Source organism: Paramixta manurensis, from assembly GCF_013285385.1.
Lineage (GTDB): Bacteria > Pseudomonadota > Gammaproteobacteria > Enterobacterales > Enterobacteriaceae > Paramixta > Paramixta manurensis.
Genome location: NZ_CP054212.1, coordinates 2,353,320 through 2,369,810, shown reverse-complemented (window position 1 = coordinate 2,369,810; position 16,491 = coordinate 2,353,320). Strand labels below are relative to the sequence as shown.

The following is a 16,491-nucleotide window of genomic DNA, read 5'->3' as shown; positions in this document are numbered from 1 at the left end:
GGGAATGACAATACGGCATTCATGCCGCTCTGTCCTGTTATCGGAAGCGGCTATTTCGCCGCTAACAGACACAATTTCTCCGCTACCTGATATGACTTCACAAACGAAGGGATAGGCAAGAACTCAAACCTTGAATGGAAATTATGCGCGCCGGTGAAAAAATTAGGCGTTAATAATCCCTTAGCGGAAAGTGCCGCACCATCAGTACCGCCACGCATTGGGATCACTTTCGCTTCAATATCTAACTCGCGCAACGCGGTAAAAATCAGATCGATAGCACGTCGATCTTCTCCAATTGCGTTACTGATGTTGCTATAAATATCGTTAATTGTGCAGGTCACGCTGCCACCAGGATAATACGCGGCAATCTTTTCTGCGGCCTGGTTAATTAACTGCTTGCGTTGCTCAAAACCATCCCTATCAAAATCGCGAATGGATACCTTCAGACGCGCCTCATTAGCATTAGCGTTGAGATCGTTAAACCAAATATATCCCTCACGTCCTTCGGTATGTTCTGGCGTTTGCAGACGGTCAAATTCACTAATAAAGTCATGGGCCATCAATAACGGATTTACTAAAACGTTTTTCGCTGACATTGGATGCGCCGTTACGCCGGTAAACCGAATTTCCGCCCCGGCGGCGTTAAAGTTCTCATAGACCACTTCCCCCAGTTCACAGCAGTCAATGGTATAGGCGAAATCGACGTTAAACCGCGTCGCCAAATCCAGCGCTTTAGCACCGCGCAGGCCAATTTCTTCATCGGGTACGAATGCCACCACAATATCGCCATGCGCGCCGGAAAGATTTTCCATTAACGTCATCACCACCGTTACCGCCGCTTTATTGTCCGCGCCAAGTACGCTAGTACCGTCACTAAAAATAATCTCTTGCCCATGATAGGCGAGAATTTCCGGGTGTTCATTCACACGTAGCCAAATATCCTGTTGTGGATTAAGACACAAATCCTTTCCTTCAAAGCGCAGCGTTTGCGGATGAATATGCGGCGAAAGGCCAACGTCGACGGTATCAATATGGGTAATGAAGCCGATACGCGGCGCATCTGGACAGTTGCCGGGTTTAACCGCCGTCACCGTGGCGAATTCGTCAATGACGATTGACTGCAACCCAAGCGTGCGCAGTTCATCTGCCAGTAGCTGGGCCATTTGATGTTGTTCCGGCGTACTGGGCAACACGCTTGCCGCGGCATCGCTCTGGCTGCTTACCGCAAGATAGCGATAAAAACGAGAGGTGAGCTGATTTGCCAGTGCTTGTGTCATAACGCTTCCTTTTTACTTGATGCAATGAGATGTTCTGTGTGGTGCTAAATCATGTTATTTATTAAACAGATGTTAATTTGTTTTACTTATCACCATGGGTGGAAGTCAATAAAAAGCGAGGACGGAAATGAAAAAATCGGTTACACGATTTGCCCTGGCGGCAATCACACTAGCGCTGACCACCACAGTATCGGCAAAAACGCTGGTGTTTTGTTCGGAAGGATCGCCAGAAAATTTTAACCCACAACTCTACACGGCTGGCACCAGCGTTGATGCCAGCGCAGTGCCGGTTTTCAACCGTCTGGTTGATTTTAAACCAGGTACTACCGAATTAGTACCAAGCCTGGCGGAGAGTTGGGAGATTAGCCCGGATGGCACCGTATATACTTTCCATCTGCGCAAAGGGGTGAAATTCCAAAGCAATAAGCTTTTTAAACCCACGCGTGAGTTTAATGCCGATGATGTGATTTTTTCCTTTATGCGGCAGAAAGACGAAAAAAATCCCTATCACAATGTTTCAAATGGCACCTACACCAATTTTGATAGCCTGGAATTCGGCACGCTAATTAAACGCATTGAGAAGGTGGATGAGCATACCGTCCGCTTTACGTTATCGCATGCGGAAGCGCCTTTCCTCGCCGACCTCGGTTGGTATTTTGCATCGATTCATTCCGCCGAATACGCCGATGCGATGTTGAAAGCCGGGACGCCGGAAAAGGTCGATATGAACCCAATCGGCACTGGCCCGTTTGAGCTGGTGCAGTACCAGAAAGATTCGCGCATTCTGTACCGGGCCTTTCCGGATTACTGGCAGGGTAAAGCAAAGCTTGATCGTATCGTGTTCTCCATAACGCCAGATGCCTCGGTTCGTTACGCTAAGCTTGAGAAAAATGAGTGTCAGGTGATGCCGTTTCCTAATCCGGCCGACCTGAAACGGATGCGAGAAAATAAAGATATTACGTTGATGCAAAAAGCCGGGCTAAACACGGGATTTCTCTCTTTTAATACGCAAAAAGCGCCGTTGGATAATGTGAAAGTTCGCCAGGCGCTGACGATGGCGATCAATAAACCGGCGATTGTCGCGGCGGTGTTTCAGGGCACCGGCACGGTAGCGAAAAATATATTACCGCCGGGCGTTTGGAGCGCGGATGAAAAATTAAAAGATTATGATTATGATCCGGAAAAAGCGCGGGCGCTGTTGCAGGAGGCCGGTATCAAACCGGGTACCACGATTGACCTGTGGGCGATGCCGGTTCAGCGGCCTTATAATCCAAATGCCCGCCGTATGGCAGAGATGATCCAGGCGGATTGGGCCAAGGTGGGGATAAAAGCCAATATTGTCAGCTATGAATGGGGTGAATATCTTAAGCGGCTCAAAGAGGGAGAGCATCAGGCCGCCTTGATGGGGTGGACCACGGCGACCGGCGATCCGGATAACTTTTTCGGCCCGCTATACAGTTGTACCTCGGCGAATGGCGGCTCCAATTCATCAAAATGGTGCTATCAGCCATTTGAGAAATTAATTGTTGCGGCTCGCGCTGAGCAGGACCATGCCAAACGGGTGGCCCTGTACCAGCAGGCGCAACAAATCATGCATGATCAGGCACCGGCGGTGATGATTGCGCATTCCACTATTTTTGAGCCGGTACGAAAATCGGTCACGGGTTATGAAGTCGACCCGTTTGGAAAACACATTTTTTATCAGGTTGATATTAAACAGTAATCGCTCCGGCCCTTTCTTTCCGGAAAGGGCCATTTCGCCGCACGCTTCGCATTTTTTCCTTTTCTGCCGTCAGGTTTATTGACGTTCCGCGGGTTAGCTTCAACACTTAATTGGCTTTATTTCTCAATCTTTTTTGCAAAGCCTCTTGGCAGGAGCAAGTAAATGAGTGCGAAATACGAAATATTCAGTGGTAAAAACGGGCAATATTATTTTCGGTTGAAGGCCGGTAACGGTGAAGTCATATTGTCCGGGGAAGGTTACGTCAGTAAATCGGGTTGCCAGAACGGTATTGAGTCCGTGAAGAAAAACGCCGGAGATGAGAAGAATTACGAACATCTTACCGCCAAAAATGGTGCGCCGTATTTTACGCTTAAAGCGGCAAACCATCAGGTGATTGGCCAAAGCGAGATGTATAGCTCGGTACAAGCGCGAGATAAAGGCATTGCGTCGGTGGTTAAGAATGGGCCAACCGCAGACGTTGTCGACCTGACGGAGTAAGGGCAAAAAGGGCCGGCATCCGGCGCCAGCCCTTTATTATCGGTGACTTAAGACTCGGCCAACTGTGGCGTTCTGGCGGCAGTTGTTTGGCAAACGCCCGACAGCATGGGCCATAACTGCATCATGGTATCAATAATCCCATCCAGCTCTTCGCGTGTGGAACCTTCTCGTGCGCGAACTGACATGCCCTGTAAAACACAGGTAAGATATTTAGCTAGCGCCCGTGTATCTGTCGAGGCGCTCAATTCGCCCTTAACCTGCCGCTCCTGCAAAAACGTCTCTAGCGAATTTTCCTGTGAGTGGTGTTTTGCCCGTAGCATATCGGCAACCTCGGAAGAGGAGGCGGAGAGTGCGGTAGAGGTGCAGATAAAGAAGCACCCGGCCGGTTTATCGCGATCGGTAAAACACTCGGCGGTGGCACGAAAATAATTTTCAATGCCTTTCGAAACGCAACTCTCTTCACAGCGTAAGGTCGCGTTGCGCTGTGCAGTAAACTTCTCAATATAGCGATGCATGACAGCGCGAAACAGCCCCTCTTTATTTTCAAACTCCGCATACAGCGTTGGCGCTTTCGCACCCGTAGCCGTCACTAAATCTGACATAGAGGTCGCTTCATAACCGTGCGCCCAGAATAATTCCAGCGCTTTATCAAGAGCGGTTTCACGATCGAAAAGTTTCGGCCTTCCGCGACCTTTCTTCACACAGACGTCCTGATTGATAGTCATATGCCCTCGCTTAACCTCAACTGCACAACAAAATAAATTACCGATCATTATAAAAATAATCAAGCCTGCATGTCGAGTCAGCTTTTGTGAAGTGCGTCACAATTTAACCTTTTGTGCGATCGGGTGAAGAGCAGGGCATTTTAGCCGCCAAAAACAGCCCGCCTTTTTAACTTTAAATCGTTTTTATTCATTAGGTTATATTTTAAATTAACGATCATTATAAAATAGGGTTGACGCCCATAGGGCAACAGGTTTAGCATTTACCTATCGATCGTTAATTAAATAACGACGCAGAAAACCAGATAACCCAATTTAAGAGAGAAGACATTATGAAAAACGCAAAAATTGCTATCGCCGCTATCGTATTTTCCACTCTGTCATTTGGCGCAACTGCCGCTGATTTGGTTAATAGCGCACCAGAAGGGCAACAAAAAGTGGGTGTGATTTCTGCGACTGGGGGCCATGACCTGACTTCGCTGGAAACACAATTGAACGCTAAAGCGAATGCCGCAGGTGCTAAATCATTCCGCATCACTTCGACCACCGGTCAGGATGTTATGCACGGTACCGCCGTTATTTATCAGTAAGTTCAACACTCACTCACGCATTGATTACAGATTAAGGGTATCGTCATGAAAAGTATTAAATACGCGGTTGCCGCGCTGGTGTTAAGCACCGTTTCTTTTGCCGGTTTCGCTGCTCAGGAAGTGAACTTTGCGCCCGCCGATCAACAGAAAATCGGTGTGATTAGCGCGACCGGGAGCACCAACTTAACCTCACTGGAAAACCAGTTAGCGGAAAAGGCCGAAGCGGCAGGCGCAAAGTCCTACCGCATCACTTCGACCTCTGGCAACAACAACCTGCATGGCACCGCAGTGATCTATAACTAATCGGCAATGGCGGAGGACTCTCTCCGCCAGCACACGATCAAGCTTCAAATCGGGTTTATTGTTATGTTATAACATATCAATAAATCCATCATTTGAGGCTTTTTTTATGTTCGTAAACTCACTTCCCACCTTTCAACGCCTACCGGTTACCGTCCTTTCCGGCTTTCTTGGCGCGGGCAAAACAACCTTGCTTAATCATATTCTTAATAATCGCGAAAACCGCCGGGTCGCGGTAATCGTCAATGATATGTCGGAAGTCAATATTGATGCTGCGCTAGTACGTGATGGCGGCGCGGAACTCTCCCGTACCGATGAAAGATTGGTTGAGATGAGTAACGGTTGTATCTGCTGCACATTACGTGAAGACCTTTTACTGGAAGTCAATCGGCTGGCAAAAGAGGGGCGATTTGATCATTTGGTGATTGAGTCAACCGGCATCTCTGAGCCTTTACCGGTCGCTGAAACATTCACCTTTATCGGCGATGATGGTCTCAGTCTGGGCGATGTCGCTCGCCTTGACACGATGGTCACGGTGGTTGATGCGTGGAATTTCTTGCGCGATTATGCCTCAAATGAAAGTTTACAGACGCGCGGTGAATCACTGGGTGAAGAGGATGAACGTACCGTGGTTGATTTGTTGATCGAGCAAATTGAGTTTTGCGATGTACTGGTGGTCAACAAAATTGATTTGGTAAGCGACAGCGAACGCGAAAGGTTGATCGCAATGTTACATAGCCTCAATCCACGCGCAAAAATTGAGTTAGCGCAGTTTGGCCAGGTTCCTTTAAATCGTGTATTGGATACCGGGTTATTTGATTTTACCGCCGCATCGCAGGCGCCGGGTTGGTTGCAAGAGTTGCGGGGCGAGCATACGCCTGAAACGGAAGAATATGGCATCACACATTTCGTTTTCCAGGCGCGGCGTCCCTTTCATCCGCAGCGTTTTTGGCAGGTTGTCAGTGCGGATTTGCCCGGCGTGATCCGTTCAAAAGGGTATTTTTGGCTGGCCAGCCGTGCCCAATATGCCGGCAACTGGTCGCAAGCCGGTGGTGTAGCGCGTCAGGGATTAGCGGGATCGTGGTGGGCTAGTGTACCGCATGATCGCTGGCCGCAAGACAGCGAAACACTCTCAATGATTATGGAAAAGTGGGTGGATGGATTTGGTGATGCGCGGCAGGAACTGGTCTTCATCGGCATTGGAATGGATGCCGATGCGCTGCGAGCACGGTTAGATGCCGCTCTACTCACGGATGATGAATTGCTCATCGGGCCGGAAGGATGGCAAAACTTTCCCGACCCGGTACCACGCTGGTTTGACTGAATGCAAAAGTCGGGCAGGCCCGACCGGTTTTCATCAGTGTCTGCGCAATTGCGGATAGCGTTGGAAGATAAACCCGCACCAGGCTAATCCCAGTACGCCAATTAATGCGCCGATATAGCCAATATCGGCCATTTCCAGATGTAAGCTGACTTGGTTACCCAACAGCGCGCCGGCACCAATCCCAATATTGTAAATCCCGGAAAGCAGCGACATAGCAACATCGGTCGCGTCGGGTGCCAGAGTTAACACGCGTACTTGCATGGCGAGGCCAATGATCATCATCGCCATTCCCCAGACAATACATAATATTGAAACCGTTACCGGTCGGGTCGCGGAAAACAGTAACAGCCCCATGCAGACGGTAATTAACCCAATCGCGCTTAATAATAGCGTGGATGGAAACCGATTCCCCAGCAGGCTGAAAATGAGGCTCCCCAGAATCCCGGCAGAACCAAAGATCAGCAACAGAAAGGTGGTGAAGTTCTTGCCCTGTGCGGCGATAACCTGCATAAAGGGTTCGATATAGCTGTAAGCCGTGTAGTGCGCGGTTACCACTAAAATAGTCAATAAATAGAGGCCGACCAGCGGCGGCCGTCTGAACAGCATAGGGACACTGCTCAGTGAACCACTGTGCTCGCTTGGGAGCTTAGGTAGCAAACGTATTAACATCAGCATCAGCACCAAGGCGGAAAGGGCAATCGCGCCGAAGGTAATGCGCCAGCCAAGGTATTGACCAATAATACGACCAATGGGTACGCCCAATACCATCGCCAGCGCGGTACCGGTCGCCAACATGCTTAACGCTTGCGTCTTCTTACCCGCCGGGGCGACGCGAATTGCCAGTGAGGCGGTAATTGACCAAAAAATCGCATGCGCCAGCGCAATCCCAATCCGGGAAATCACTAGCGATGAAAAACTCCAGGCAAATACCGACAAAAGATGGCTGGCGATGAACAGCAAAAAAATAGCCGATAGCAGCAGGCGACGCTCTACCTGACGCGTCGCCAGCATTAACGGCAGAGACATCAGCGCCACTACCCAAGCATAGATAGTTAACATCACGCCGACTTCCGCAGTTTTCATTGAAAACGACGCGGCAATATCCGAGAGCAACCCAACCGGTACAAATTCGGTGGTATTAAAGACAAAGGCGGCTATAGCGAGTAACACTACGCGCAGCCATGCGGTTTTACGCGAAACAGTTGTGGTAGACATTACAGATTACTTTTCTCGTTTTCCGGGCATCATGCGCAGCAGTGTGCTGTCTTTGATCACATAGTGGTGAAATAACGCCGCCGCCGCGTGCAGGCCAATCAGCCAATAGCCAAGCGGTGCCAGTGTCTTATGCCAGTCGATCACCTCATAAGCGAAATCTTCATCCGACGGGTCGGCGACCGGCATCGACAAACCGAACAACACCCAATGTTGCCCATCATAATAGCGTGATATCAGGCCAAGAATTGGTAAGCCGATAAACAGAAGATAGATAAGGGCATGCATTATTTTCGCCAGCGCGACCTGCCATAACGGCGGCGGTGGCTCAATCGCCGGGGAAGGGTGCCGATGTCGCAAGAACAGGCGCGCCAGCATCAGGAGCAGAATGGTAAAGCCACAGCTAAAGTGAGTGGCGATCATTATCGCGCGTAATGGGGTGCCGCGCCCGGCGAAGCCGCGTAACTCAATCATTGCATAAGCAATCACCACCAGAATAAATACCAGCCAGTGCAGGGTAATTTGTGACGGTGCAAATTTCTTCATTTATTCCTCAGCCTGTCGCGAAAAGGGTCAACCTAAATAGTTAACCATAATCTAAACCGGGCGCATGAGATAAAGAAGAAGAAACCACCTGGCGGTTAAAACAAAAAGGTTGCCGCCAGGCAACCCTTAACATCAGAAACCGCGATTAAATCTCGGCAACCTTGTGTTGCTCCACCGTCGCGCGTCGGTGTCGAACTCTTCCCGGCGGCAGCGGGCAACATAACGCGCAACCGCTCGCCGAAGGGTAATATTTCTGCGCCTGCTGTACCGCTGCGGCGGGTGTATAAAACGTGCCGAGAAACAACCGTTGGTCAAGAGTAGGTAAATGCTGACATCCGGCAGCATGGACCGTGTAAGGCTGTTTGAGGCTGTGCGTATTATTAACGTAATAGTATGTACCCATCCTGAATCCTTAGCGCTGTGTGACCAATTAAGGCGTAACAATGAAAAACGCCATTAACTATAGCGGATAGCGGCTAAACGACAGGGGGCAACGGTCAAATCAGGGTAAGAAAATCCCTAAAAGCAGGTTATTGCGATCCTGACCGTTATTAGGCTTGCTGCACATCGTAACGTTTTTGCGCGGCGATTATCTCTTCAATATTGCTCTCGGCCCAAAACGCCAGGCGTTCAAAGGTTTCAACCAGCGTGCAACCTAAACCGGTAAGGGAATACTCCACCGTCACCGGCACGGTCGCAAACACCTGTCGTGCAATGAGTCCATCGCGCTCAAGCTTTTTTAAGGTTTGCGACAGGACTTTTTGCGTAATCCCATCAACGCTGCGGCGCAGTTGATTAAAGCGCACCGGGCCATGGCGCAGTTGACCAATGATTAATAGCGTCCACTTATCGGCCAGACGCTCGAAAAATTGGCGTGCCGGACAGTGGCTATCAAACACGCTGTAGGGTTGGTCAGGTTGCTGCATAGGTTTCTCCGAGGTAACCAAGTATCGAAAAGGTGCCTTCTTGTCCGTGTGAGTATACTAAAGATACTATGGCGCGGAAAGAAACCGAGAAGTTCCATTTTTTGTTTGCCTCCGTCACACAAGGAAAATGCCATGACTAAAGCAGTTGTTATCTATTACTCCGGCTACGGCCACACCCAGCATGTTGCGCAATATGTTGCAGAGGGAGCGCACGCACAGCTTATCGCTATTGATAATAACGGTGAAATTAGCGAGCAAGAGTGGGAAGCGCTTAACGCCGCTGATGCGATTATATTCGGTTCGCCAACCTATATGGGGAGCGTAGCGTGGCAGTTTAAGAAGTTTCAGGATGCCACTTCAAAGGTTTGGTTTACGCGCGGCTGGCAAGACAAGGTCTTTGGCGGTTTTACCAATAGCGCCAGTTTAAACGGTGATAAACAAGTCACGCTAATTACGTTGCAAACGCTGGCCTCACAGCACGGGGGAATCTGGGTAAGTCTGGGGTTGCTGCCCGCCAATACCCTAGCTTCAACCCGGAATGATGTTAACAACCTCGGCGGCTCGGTCGGCGCGTTAATTCAATCGCCTTCCGACGCCGCGGCGGACAATATTGCGGCGGGCGATTTGGAAACCGCCAAATTATACGGCGCGCGAGTGGCGGACATCGCCCGGCGTTTGCGTGGCTAATAATAAGACGCCGGGGCTGATAACAGCCCCGGCTTGATTACTCGCCGCACACCGGCGGGATGATAGTGGCACGGTGTGACTGAAAGGAGCGGCGAGAAAACGCGGTGCGGGCTATTAACAACAGCATAATGACGCCTTCCACCGCCAGCGTCGCGAGGATTGCAGCACGATAATCATGGCGTAATAACACCTGACTAAATACCGAACCGAGCAACATTGGCCCCAGTCCCAGGGAAGCCTGCTGTACCGTTGATAACATCGCACTTCCCGATCCGGCATGATGAGCCGGTACATCAGCAAGGCCAATCCGATAGAAGGTGCTGACAATAAACGATTGGCCGAAACCGATCAGGATAGTTGCGGGCGCCAGGGTTAGAATCCCGATTGCCGGCCAGCTACGGTAAAACGTCGCCATTAGCACGGCCAAACCCACCATCTGAATCCCACAGCCCCACAGCAAGGTCGCGCGCTTACCAAAACGTTCAACCATTCGGGTCGAAAGCTGCGCGCCAATAAAATACGAAGCACCCAGCGCGATAAAAGCATTTCCCGACTGAAACGAATTTAATCCCAGGCCGGATTGCAAGGTGAGCGCCACGGCAAACATAAAACCGCTCCAGCAGGAAAAAAACAATACTGCCAGACTAATGGCAAAACGCACGCTTGGCAGCCGTAATAAACTCGGCGGCAGTAGCGGGGCGCCATGCTGCATTTCCAGCTTTAATTCGACCTGGCGCAGCCGATGCAGCAGCAACGGAAACAACGCCAGTAACAGAATGCATGGCCATGACCAATGGAGAATCGGGCCCAGCGCCAACGCCAGCATCATGCAACCGACCGCGCCGCCCAGTAATAACGTGCCCTGCAGGTCAATCGCCACCGGTCTTTCATTGCGTGTGTTTGGTACAAACCGATGGGCGGTAAGTAAAATAATCAGGCACACCGGGAGATTAATCAAAAACACGCTACGCCAGCCGTAGCCGCCTATATCGGCACCGACTAAAAAACCGCCTAACACCTGGCCAATGATAAAAGCGAGTCCACCGATACCGCCATATAAACCAATCGCCCGCGCATGTCGCTGCCCGCTTAAGGTGACGTGTAAGGTGGCAAGAATCTGCGGTACGATCAGCGCCGCTCCCGCGCCTTGTAGCATACGGGCAACCAATAATACCCATACCGACCCGGCAATACCGCACAACAGCGAGGCGAGGGCAAATAACCATACTCCGGCAAGAAATACCCGACGGCGACCAAAGTTATCGCCGAAGCGCCCACCCATGGCCAGACATACCGCAAAAGCGATACCATAAATCGCCACGATTAATTCCAACTGAATCGGCGAAGCGTTAAAGGTTTGTGCCATGGCGTCGAGCGCCACATTAACGATAGAAAAGTCAATTAGCGGCAGCAACTGCCCGGATAACAAAACCAGCAGACCCGCGCGCCCAAGCGTGGAGGTATTCATCATGCTAAACCCTTGTGTTTAATCATCACCGGGCATAGCATCGGTGATCGTTAAAACGGGTACCAGTTCTTGCTTATCATGGTATCAATACTACCTGTCTGATGGCGTAGCGGAGTCAAAACCATGTCAACGCACAATGATTTCCCGGCAGCAGAAAACCCTAATCGTCGCTTATTGGGCGCTTTCCTGCGTAGCCGCCGTGAGAGTCTTGATCCGAACCGCTTAGGGTTACCGCGCATGCGTAATCGTCGCACGCCCGGCTTGCGGCGTGAAGAAGTGGCGCAACTGGCGGATGTCGGCGTAACTTGGTACACCTGGCTGGAGCAAGGGCGCGATATTAATGCCTCCACAAAAACCTTAATTGCGATTGCGAATGCGTTACAGTGTAACGAAGCCGAAACCCAGCACCTGTTTCGGCTGGCCGGGCAACCGCATCCTGCCACCCGTGCGGCCAAGGTTTGCGCGAAAATATCGGCGCAAACCCAGGCGCTATTGGATGCTATCCGCCCTTATCCGGCGATGGTACAAAGCCCGCGCTTTGATATTTATGGTTATAACGAGGCCTGGTGTCGCCTGATGCGTATTGACCTCGATACGCTGCCGCAGGAGGAGCGTAACTGTATCTGGCTGGGGTTTAATCATCCGGCCTGGCGGAGTGCGATGGCCGATCGCGACGAAGTGTTGCCGCATATGGTGGGGATGTTTCGCGCCCAAATGGGTGAGCATTTAGGCGAGCCGGAGTGGGAGGATTTGCTGGCGCGTTTAATGAACAGTTCTGAAGAGTTTTGCCGGTTGTGGGAGCGCTATGAGCTGCGCAGTATTGAAAACCGGGTGAAATATTTTACGCATCCGCAAGTGGGGCAAATGGCGCTGCGACAAAATAATTGGTGGTCTGCGCCGCGTAATGGCGATCGGATGCTGGTTTATATTCCCGATGATGAGCATAGCGCCGCCGCGCTGGCATTGTTAACCGCCACTCATTAACCGCAAGGAACAGGCAGTGCAGCCACCTAATCCAAAACCTGCTACATCCGGCATTATCCTGTTGGGCTTGGTACAAATTTTATCATGGGGCGGATCTTTCTACATTATGGCGGTGCTGGCCGCGCCGGTGATCCGCGAAACCGGCTGGTCACAGCAATGGGTCTATGGCGCGCTGTCGCTCGGCATTCTTATTTCCGGCCTGTTAGCGCCATTGAGTGGGCGTATCATCGCCAGTACCGGTGGGCGCGGTATGCTAGCCGCCAGTGGAGTCGTGATGGCACTGGGGCTGGTGATGGTGGGCAATGCGCATCAATTGTGGCTGTTCCTCTGCGCCTGGCTGATTATCGGCGTTGGCATGGCGATGGGATTGTACGATGCGCTGTTCGCCACGCTTGGCACGCTATATGGCGGATTTGCGCGCGGCGCGATTACCGGTATCACGCTGATTTCCGGTTTTTGTACCTCGCTGGTATGGCCTGGTATTGCGTTTCTGATTGAATGGCTGGGTTGGCGACATGCATGCTTTGCCTACGCCGGGATGTTGGTGGTCACCGTATGGCCGATGTACTACTTTGCGATTCCACATCGGTTGCCGCCGGGCTATCAGCCGGTGTCACGCACGCAGGGCAACAGCGCAATTGCGCCGCTGCTATTCTGGCTGTTGTGCAGTATTTTTACCCTCGCGTCGGTGATTATGACGGCGATTTCAGTGCAACTGATTACGCTGCTGCAAGCCAGCGGTTATTCACTGGCGGCCGCGTTGGCGGTTAGCGCTATCCTCGGCCCTTGCCAGGTGGCCTCGCGCATTGTTGACATGGCGTTTAAACGCGGTCATCCGATCTGGACCACTTTTTTCTCGGTAGGATTAGTGGCGGTTGGTCTGTTAACGCTCACGCTCTTTCCGCATCTGGCGGTTTTCAGCATGCTGTTATATGGCGCGGGCAACGGGCTGCGGGCGATTGTACGTGGCACGTTACCTCTGGCGATGGTGAAAAGTGAAGAGTACGCGATTGTGGTCGGGCGCATGGCGCGTCCGGCGCTGATTGGTCAGGCAGCTACGCCATTGATTGGCGGTTATGTGTATCAGACCATGGGTTCGCAGGCGACGTTGTGGTTACTGTGCGCGTTAGCGCTCATCAACGTGGCATTGGTTGTGATTCTGAAAGGTATGCTGCCACGCCCGGCGGAGAGTGTGTAACTGTTACAATAATGTGTGCTCATGGTGGGCATTTTTGTATGGATGTAGCAGAGTAAATCGCCACGTCTGGCAGAATAAATCGTTTCTTTGTCCTGGAACAATGACGTTAAAATCACGCGCTGGTTACGATGGAACGTTATTTACACATAGGAATGTGAAGGGAATCGGCATGGAAATTATTGGCGACAATACCTGTGTCACCAGCCTCAGGCCCAAAGGGAAGGTCGTTTACTGTCGCGGTGAGCCGCATAAATACTGGCTTGAACTTCAGTTCGTGGATGAGAACAATAATCCGGTAGCCGGGCTGAACGTGCAACTGGAATACCATCCGCTGGCCTCTGCGAGGGAGGTGACCATCGCTCACAGTCGCGGCTACGACTACAACCCCACGCCTCCGCCTAATCCGCCCGTCGGAGTGACCGACAGCCAGGGGCTGGTCCGTTTCGATGACCTCTACTGGATCACGGTTAATGTGAGGGTTGACGGTCAGCAACTGGCCGATGAAATGGAACAGCGGCCGCTGGGCGTTCGCCGCAACCCGAACAGCCAGCCGGTGACTAATAATCTATTCAGACCGGAAACCCGCGTCCCGTCATGGTGCACTGATGTGCAGGAGAAAGCAGAGGCCAGCGGGCATATGCATCATTATGTCACTATTGGCGAACTCTGTGACCGGCTGCCGCATATTGAGGGCTGGGATGCGCCTGAGCCGCCGAAATTCCATTTCCCGCCGGGAAAATCGCTGAAAGGGACGGAGATTGCGCGGGAGGCGCTGGAAAAACGGCATGTGATTGAGATCTGCCCGTTCCGGGCGTGGGTGCTGGCATTGCACGACACGAAAGAGTACGACCTTGCCAACGGATATAACCTCGGCATTATGGCCGATCTCGCCTATACCGCAGAAGCGGCAAACCCGGCCATCGGTTATTTTTTCCGTCAGAAGTGCCAGGATCTGTCCTGTATCCCGCAATTTGCGGAGTTCCCTTCTTATTTTCACGCGTTGGCGGTAGATGTACCGTTCCGTGACCACTATCAGGCTCCGGTCTACCTGAACACCGGAGAGGGTCTGGACGGGGAAGGCGATACCCGTTTGTTCACGGTGGAATGTGGTACGCATGTTCTGGTTGCCTGGTGTGGCACCGACAGTTTGCTGAATATTCTGACCGATTTGTCCTTTGCGCCGAAGCGCTGCCTGCCGGCGCTGGCGGCGGCGGGCAGTGTTCACCGCGGCTTTCTCGACGCCTGGCAACTGGCGAAGCGGAAGTTTGGGGATAAGCTGGATGCAGTTAATAAATCTCTTGATGAGAGTGGAGGAGCGAAAAAACTATTTATCTGCGGCCACAGTCTGGGCGGGGCGCTGGCGCTGCTGTATGCCGCTGAGATGAAAAGAGCTGAGCCGGTACTGTACACCTACGGGATGCCGCGCACCTTCACGCGTAAGGCGATAGCCTCACTGAGCGCCATCACGCATTACCGGCACGTCAACGATAACGACACGATTACGCAGATCCCCCCGGATGCCGATCTTGATAATGCGTTCTACGAGGTGTGGGGCCCACTGGGGGACAAGCTGGGGTTCGACTGGTCGCTGACCACGGCCGCCGGGCTCAGTGTGACGGTACGGGATCTGACGTATCAGTCGGCGGGACTGATGGAGAAAAAAGATCCGTACTGGCACCACGGCAGTACGGTAATATTTTTCCGGGCGCAGCAGTGCGCGATACGGGCCGCCAGTCGATACCAGAAAAGCCTGATCGACGGCCAGGCATACACCCGGCATTTTGTGGCTGTGAAGCTGTTCCTGGTGCCGTCCCTGAATGAGGAGTGCCTGAAATCCACCGGCGAGCATCAGGCAGCGTTTATCCAGTGTCTGGATCCGGCCAGCCTGAAAAAGACCTTTCCGCAGAACACCAATCCGGTGCTGAATGGCATCGGAACCGATCCCCGCAGTCACTCAATGGCGCACCGCTATCTGCCGTATCTCCATAATCAGGTGCTGGAGCTGGCCGATCCGGCGCGGGATATGAGCAGAAAAGCGATGCGGGAGCGATTCCGGGGCGAGGTTGAGAAGGAGGCATCCGGCAGCAATCCGGATGAGGTTGAGCGCAACCGCGGGTTCCTGGCGCTTCAGGAGATGCTGGCGGTGACGCTGAGCCGGACACAGGCTGAGGAAACCGGAAAAAATGCCCTGATCCGCTTTGCGGAGGTAACGGATGAAGACGTTGAATTTTCTCAGTAGAGCCGCTGTTATTGGGTCCGCTTTCGGGCTGCTTTGCGGGTGTGATAACCGGCCTGACCGGACGCTTTCACCTCCTGAAGATGCCAGATGGGTGACGGTGACTTTTCGCGTGCCGGAAGGGATAGCGCTACAGCCTGCAGAGCTACTGTACCGTTCGGCGCAGTGCAAATCTGTACGCTATAACTCGAGTAATGAGCCTCATGATATTCCGGGCTATAACGACATTAAGCGGCTATTCAGTGCGCAGGAGAACAGTAATATCCGCCATCTGCGCGTTGCCGTGGATGGCGGCGGCCAGTGTCACTGGCAACTGAACTCGCTGAGGGTGAGCTTCAGGATTGCGGGAGATAATCCGCTGGTGAAGGGAAAGGAGGTTATCGATACCAGCTATATCTTTGATTTCGGGGACTACGGACTCAGCGACGGTTACGGAACCGGGCGGGCTAAAGCGTTCAGCGGGGAGCGGCTGGATCTGAAAACAGACTTTTTCCCTATGTCATACATTAGTCATATGTTTAACAAGACAACGCTGAAACTTTTTGGAGGGGATACGGACTCTGGAAGGTGGAGCCGACGTTATCAGCTAAAAGACACGAGATTCATTACTATAGAGCCGATCATTCATATGGAAAAAAATGTTTCACTTGAGGCAGATAAACAACGAGGTTTTGGGATGGTCATAACTTACCCAGATGGAGATGAAGAACATATTCGCAAGGTTAATCCAGATTACGACAAGTTACTGTCGATAAATAATCAAAGCATGCATTAAGTAAAAGGATCTTCCTGAGGTCCTT

Annotated in this window: 17 protein-coding genes; 10 read left to right on the top strand and 7 right to left on the bottom strand. The window is 51.9% G+C overall.

The window, feature by feature from the left end:
• Nucleotides 1-50: 50 nt before the first annotated feature.
• A complete protein-coding gene (gene pepT, locus PMPD1_RS11485) occupies nt 51-1,277 on the bottom strand; it encodes a peptidase T (RefSeq protein ID WP_173634163.1) in 1,227 nt (408 codons plus the stop codon).
• 127 nt (nt 1,278-1,404) lie between these two features.
• Here pepT and PMPD1_RS11480 point away from each other — a divergent pair, with 127 nt between their 5' ends.
• Both PMPD1_RS11480 and PMPD1_RS11475 read left to right on the top strand, forming a co-directional pair.
• Entirely contained in the window at nt 1,405-3,000 is a 1,596-nt protein-coding gene (locus tag PMPD1_RS11480) for an ABC transporter substrate-binding protein (RefSeq protein WP_173634162.1), read from the top strand.
• A gap of 162 nt (nt 3,001-3,162) precedes the next feature.
• Complete coding sequence (locus PMPD1_RS11475) at nt 3,163-3,498, top strand: YegP family protein (protein WP_173634161.1); 336 nt, start codon at nt 3,163-3,165, stop codon at nt 3,496-3,498.
• 47 nt (nt 3,499-3,545) lie between these two features.
• On the opposite strand, the gene PMPD1_RS11470 is transcribed toward PMPD1_RS11475, so the two are convergent.
• On the bottom strand, nt 3,546-4,223 hold the full coding sequence (locus tag PMPD1_RS11470) for a TetR/AcrR family transcriptional regulator (protein WP_173634160.1): 678 nt from the start codon (nt 4,221-4,223) through the stop codon (nt 3,546-3,548).
• 329 nt (nt 4,224-4,552) lie between these two features.
• On the opposite strand from PMPD1_RS11470, the gene bhsA (PMPD1_RS11465) reads away from it, so the two are divergent.
• The 3 genes from bhsA (PMPD1_RS11465) (at nt 4,553) to zigA (ending at nt 6,434) form a co-directional block, all read left to right on the top strand.
• The gene (gene bhsA, locus PMPD1_RS11465) at nt 4,553-4,810 is read left to right on the top strand and encodes a multiple stress resistance protein BhsA (protein ID WP_173634159.1); all 258 of its coding nucleotides are present in this window, start codon (nt 4,553-4,555) and stop codon (nt 4,808-4,810) included.
• Nucleotides 4,811-4,855: 45 nt separating this feature from the next.
• Complete coding sequence (bhsA, locus tag PMPD1_RS11460) at nt 4,856-5,113, top strand: multiple stress resistance protein BhsA (protein WP_173634158.1); 258 nt, start codon at nt 4,856-4,858, stop codon at nt 5,111-5,113.
• Nucleotides 5,114-5,219: 106 nt separating this feature from the next.
• Nucleotides 5,220-6,434, top strand: coding sequence for a zinc metallochaperone GTPase ZigA (gene zigA / locus PMPD1_RS11455; RefSeq protein ID WP_173634157.1), 1,215 nt, complete (start codon nt 5,220-5,222; stop codon nt 6,432-6,434).
• A 33-nt stretch (nt 6,435-6,467) separates the two neighbouring features.
• Here the strand turns inward: zigA and PMPD1_RS11450 are convergent, their stop codons facing one another.
• From PMPD1_RS11450 to PMPD1_RS11435, 4 genes are all read right to left on the bottom strand, one after another.
• Nucleotides 6,468-7,649 (bottom strand): sugar transporter, encoded by a 1,182-nt coding sequence (locus PMPD1_RS11450; RefSeq protein ID WP_173634156.1) that lies wholly within the window; start codon nt 7,647-7,649, stop codon nt 6,468-6,470.
• A 6-nt stretch (nt 7,650-7,655) separates the two neighbouring features.
• Nucleotides 7,656-8,192 carry a cytochrome b561 gene (gene cybB / locus PMPD1_RS11445; RefSeq protein WP_173634155.1) on the bottom strand — a complete coding sequence of 179 codons (537 nt, stop codon included), beginning with the start codon at nt 8,190-8,192 and terminating at the stop codon, nt 7,656-7,658.
• Between the two features lie 145 nt (nt 8,193-8,337).
• Nucleotides 8,338-8,595 carry a hypothetical protein gene (locus PMPD1_RS11440; protein WP_173634154.1) on the bottom strand — a complete coding sequence of 86 codons (258 nt, stop codon included), beginning with the start codon at nt 8,593-8,595 and terminating at the stop codon, nt 8,338-8,340.
• Nucleotides 8,596-8,743: 148 nt separating this feature from the next.
• The gene (locus PMPD1_RS11435) at nt 8,744-9,118 is read right to left on the bottom strand and encodes a winged helix-turn-helix transcriptional regulator (protein ID WP_173634153.1); all 375 of its coding nucleotides are present in this window, start codon (nt 9,116-9,118) and stop codon (nt 8,744-8,746) included.
• 132 nt (nt 9,119-9,250) lie between these two features.
• On the opposite strand from PMPD1_RS11435, the gene PMPD1_RS11430 reads away from it, so the two are divergent.
• Nucleotides 9,251-9,805, top strand: coding sequence for a flavodoxin family protein (locus PMPD1_RS11430; protein WP_173634152.1), 555 nt, complete (start codon nt 9,251-9,253; stop codon nt 9,803-9,805).
• 37 nt (nt 9,806-9,842) lie between these two features.
• Here PMPD1_RS11430 and PMPD1_RS11425 read toward each other — a convergent pair whose 3' ends face one another.
• The gene (locus PMPD1_RS11425) at nt 9,843-11,273 is read right to left on the bottom strand and encodes an MFS transporter (protein ID WP_173636200.1); all 1,431 of its coding nucleotides are present in this window, start codon (nt 11,271-11,273) and stop codon (nt 9,843-9,845) included.
• Nucleotides 11,274-11,396: 123 nt separating this feature from the next.
• Here PMPD1_RS11425 and PMPD1_RS11420 point away from each other — a divergent pair, with 123 nt between their 5' ends.
• The 4 genes from PMPD1_RS11420 to PMPD1_RS11405 all read left to right on the top strand — a co-directional run bounded on the left by PMPD1_RS11420 (nt 11,397) and on the right by PMPD1_RS11405 (nt 16,466).
• On the top strand, nt 11,397-12,257 hold the full coding sequence (locus PMPD1_RS11420) for a helix-turn-helix transcriptional regulator (protein ID WP_173634151.1): 861 nt from the start codon (nt 11,397-11,399) through the stop codon (nt 12,255-12,257).
• Nucleotides 12,258-12,273: 16 nt separating this feature from the next.
• A complete protein-coding gene (locus PMPD1_RS11415; RefSeq protein WP_173634150.1) occupies nt 12,274-13,455 on the top strand; it encodes an MFS transporter in 1,182 nt (393 codons plus the stop codon).
• A gap of 169 nt (nt 13,456-13,624) precedes the next feature.
• A complete protein-coding gene (locus PMPD1_RS11410; protein ID WP_173634149.1) occupies nt 13,625-15,694 on the top strand; it encodes a lipase family protein in 2,070 nt (689 codons plus the stop codon).
• Nucleotides 15,669-16,466 (top strand): hypothetical protein, encoded by a 798-nt coding sequence (locus PMPD1_RS11405; protein ID WP_354292599.1) that lies wholly within the window; start codon nt 15,669-15,671, stop codon nt 16,464-16,466. Before PMPD1_RS11410 ends, PMPD1_RS11405 begins: the two co-directional genes overlap by 26 nt.
• Nucleotides 16,467-16,491 lie beyond the last annotated feature (25 nt).

Coding starts and splice junctions, on each gene's coding strand:
- PMPD1_RS11435 (WP_173634153.1), bottom strand. CDS start 9,118: ATGCAGCAACCTGACCAACCCTACAGCGTGTTTGATAGCCACTGTCCG.
- cybB (WP_173634155.1), bottom strand. CDS start 8,192: ATGAAGAAATTTGCACCGTCACAAATTACCCTGCACTGGCTGGTATTT.
- PMPD1_RS11410 (WP_173634149.1), top strand. CDS start 13,625: ATGGAAATTATTGGCGACAATACCTGTGTCACCAGCCTCAGGCCCAAA.
- zigA (WP_173634157.1), top strand. CDS start 5,220: ATGTTCGTAAACTCACTTCCCACCTTTCAACGCCTACCGGTTACCGTC.
- PMPD1_RS11440 (WP_173634154.1), bottom strand. CDS start 8,595: ATGGGTACATACTATTACGTTAATAATACGCACAGCCTCAAACAGCCT.
- bhsA (WP_173634158.1), top strand. CDS start 4,856: ATGAAAAGTATTAAATACGCGGTTGCCGCGCTGGTGTTAAGCACCGTT.
- PMPD1_RS11430 (WP_173634152.1), top strand. CDS start 9,251: ATGACTAAAGCAGTTGTTATCTATTACTCCGGCTACGGCCACACCCAG.
- bhsA (WP_173634159.1), top strand. CDS start 4,553: ATGAAAAACGCAAAAATTGCTATCGCCGCTATCGTATTTTCCACTCTG.
- PMPD1_RS11470 (WP_173634160.1), bottom strand. CDS start 4,223: ATGACTATCAATCAGGACGTCTGTGTGAAGAAAGGTCGCGGAAGGCCG.
- PMPD1_RS11425 (WP_173636200.1), bottom strand. CDS start 11,273: ATGAATACCTCCACGCTTGGGCGCGCGGGTCTGCTGGTTTTGTTATCC.
- PMPD1_RS11405 (WP_354292599.1), top strand. CDS start 15,669: ATGAAGACGTTGAATTTTCTCAGTAGAGCCGCTGTTATTGGGTCCGCT.
- PMPD1_RS11475 (WP_173634161.1), top strand. CDS start 3,163: ATGAGTGCGAAATACGAAATATTCAGTGGTAAAAACGGGCAATATTAT.
- PMPD1_RS11480 (WP_173634162.1), top strand. CDS start 1,405: ATGAAAAAATCGGTTACACGATTTGCCCTGGCGGCAATCACACTAGCG.
- PMPD1_RS11420 (WP_173634151.1), top strand. CDS start 11,397: ATGTCAACGCACAATGATTTCCCGGCAGCAGAAAACCCTAATCGTCGC.
- PMPD1_RS11450 (WP_173634156.1), bottom strand. CDS start 7,649: ATGTCTACCACAACTGTTTCGCGTAAAACCGCATGGCTGCGCGTAGTG.
- pepT (WP_173634163.1), bottom strand. CDS start 1,277: ATGACACAAGCACTGGCAAATCAGCTCACCTCTCGTTTTTATCGCTAT.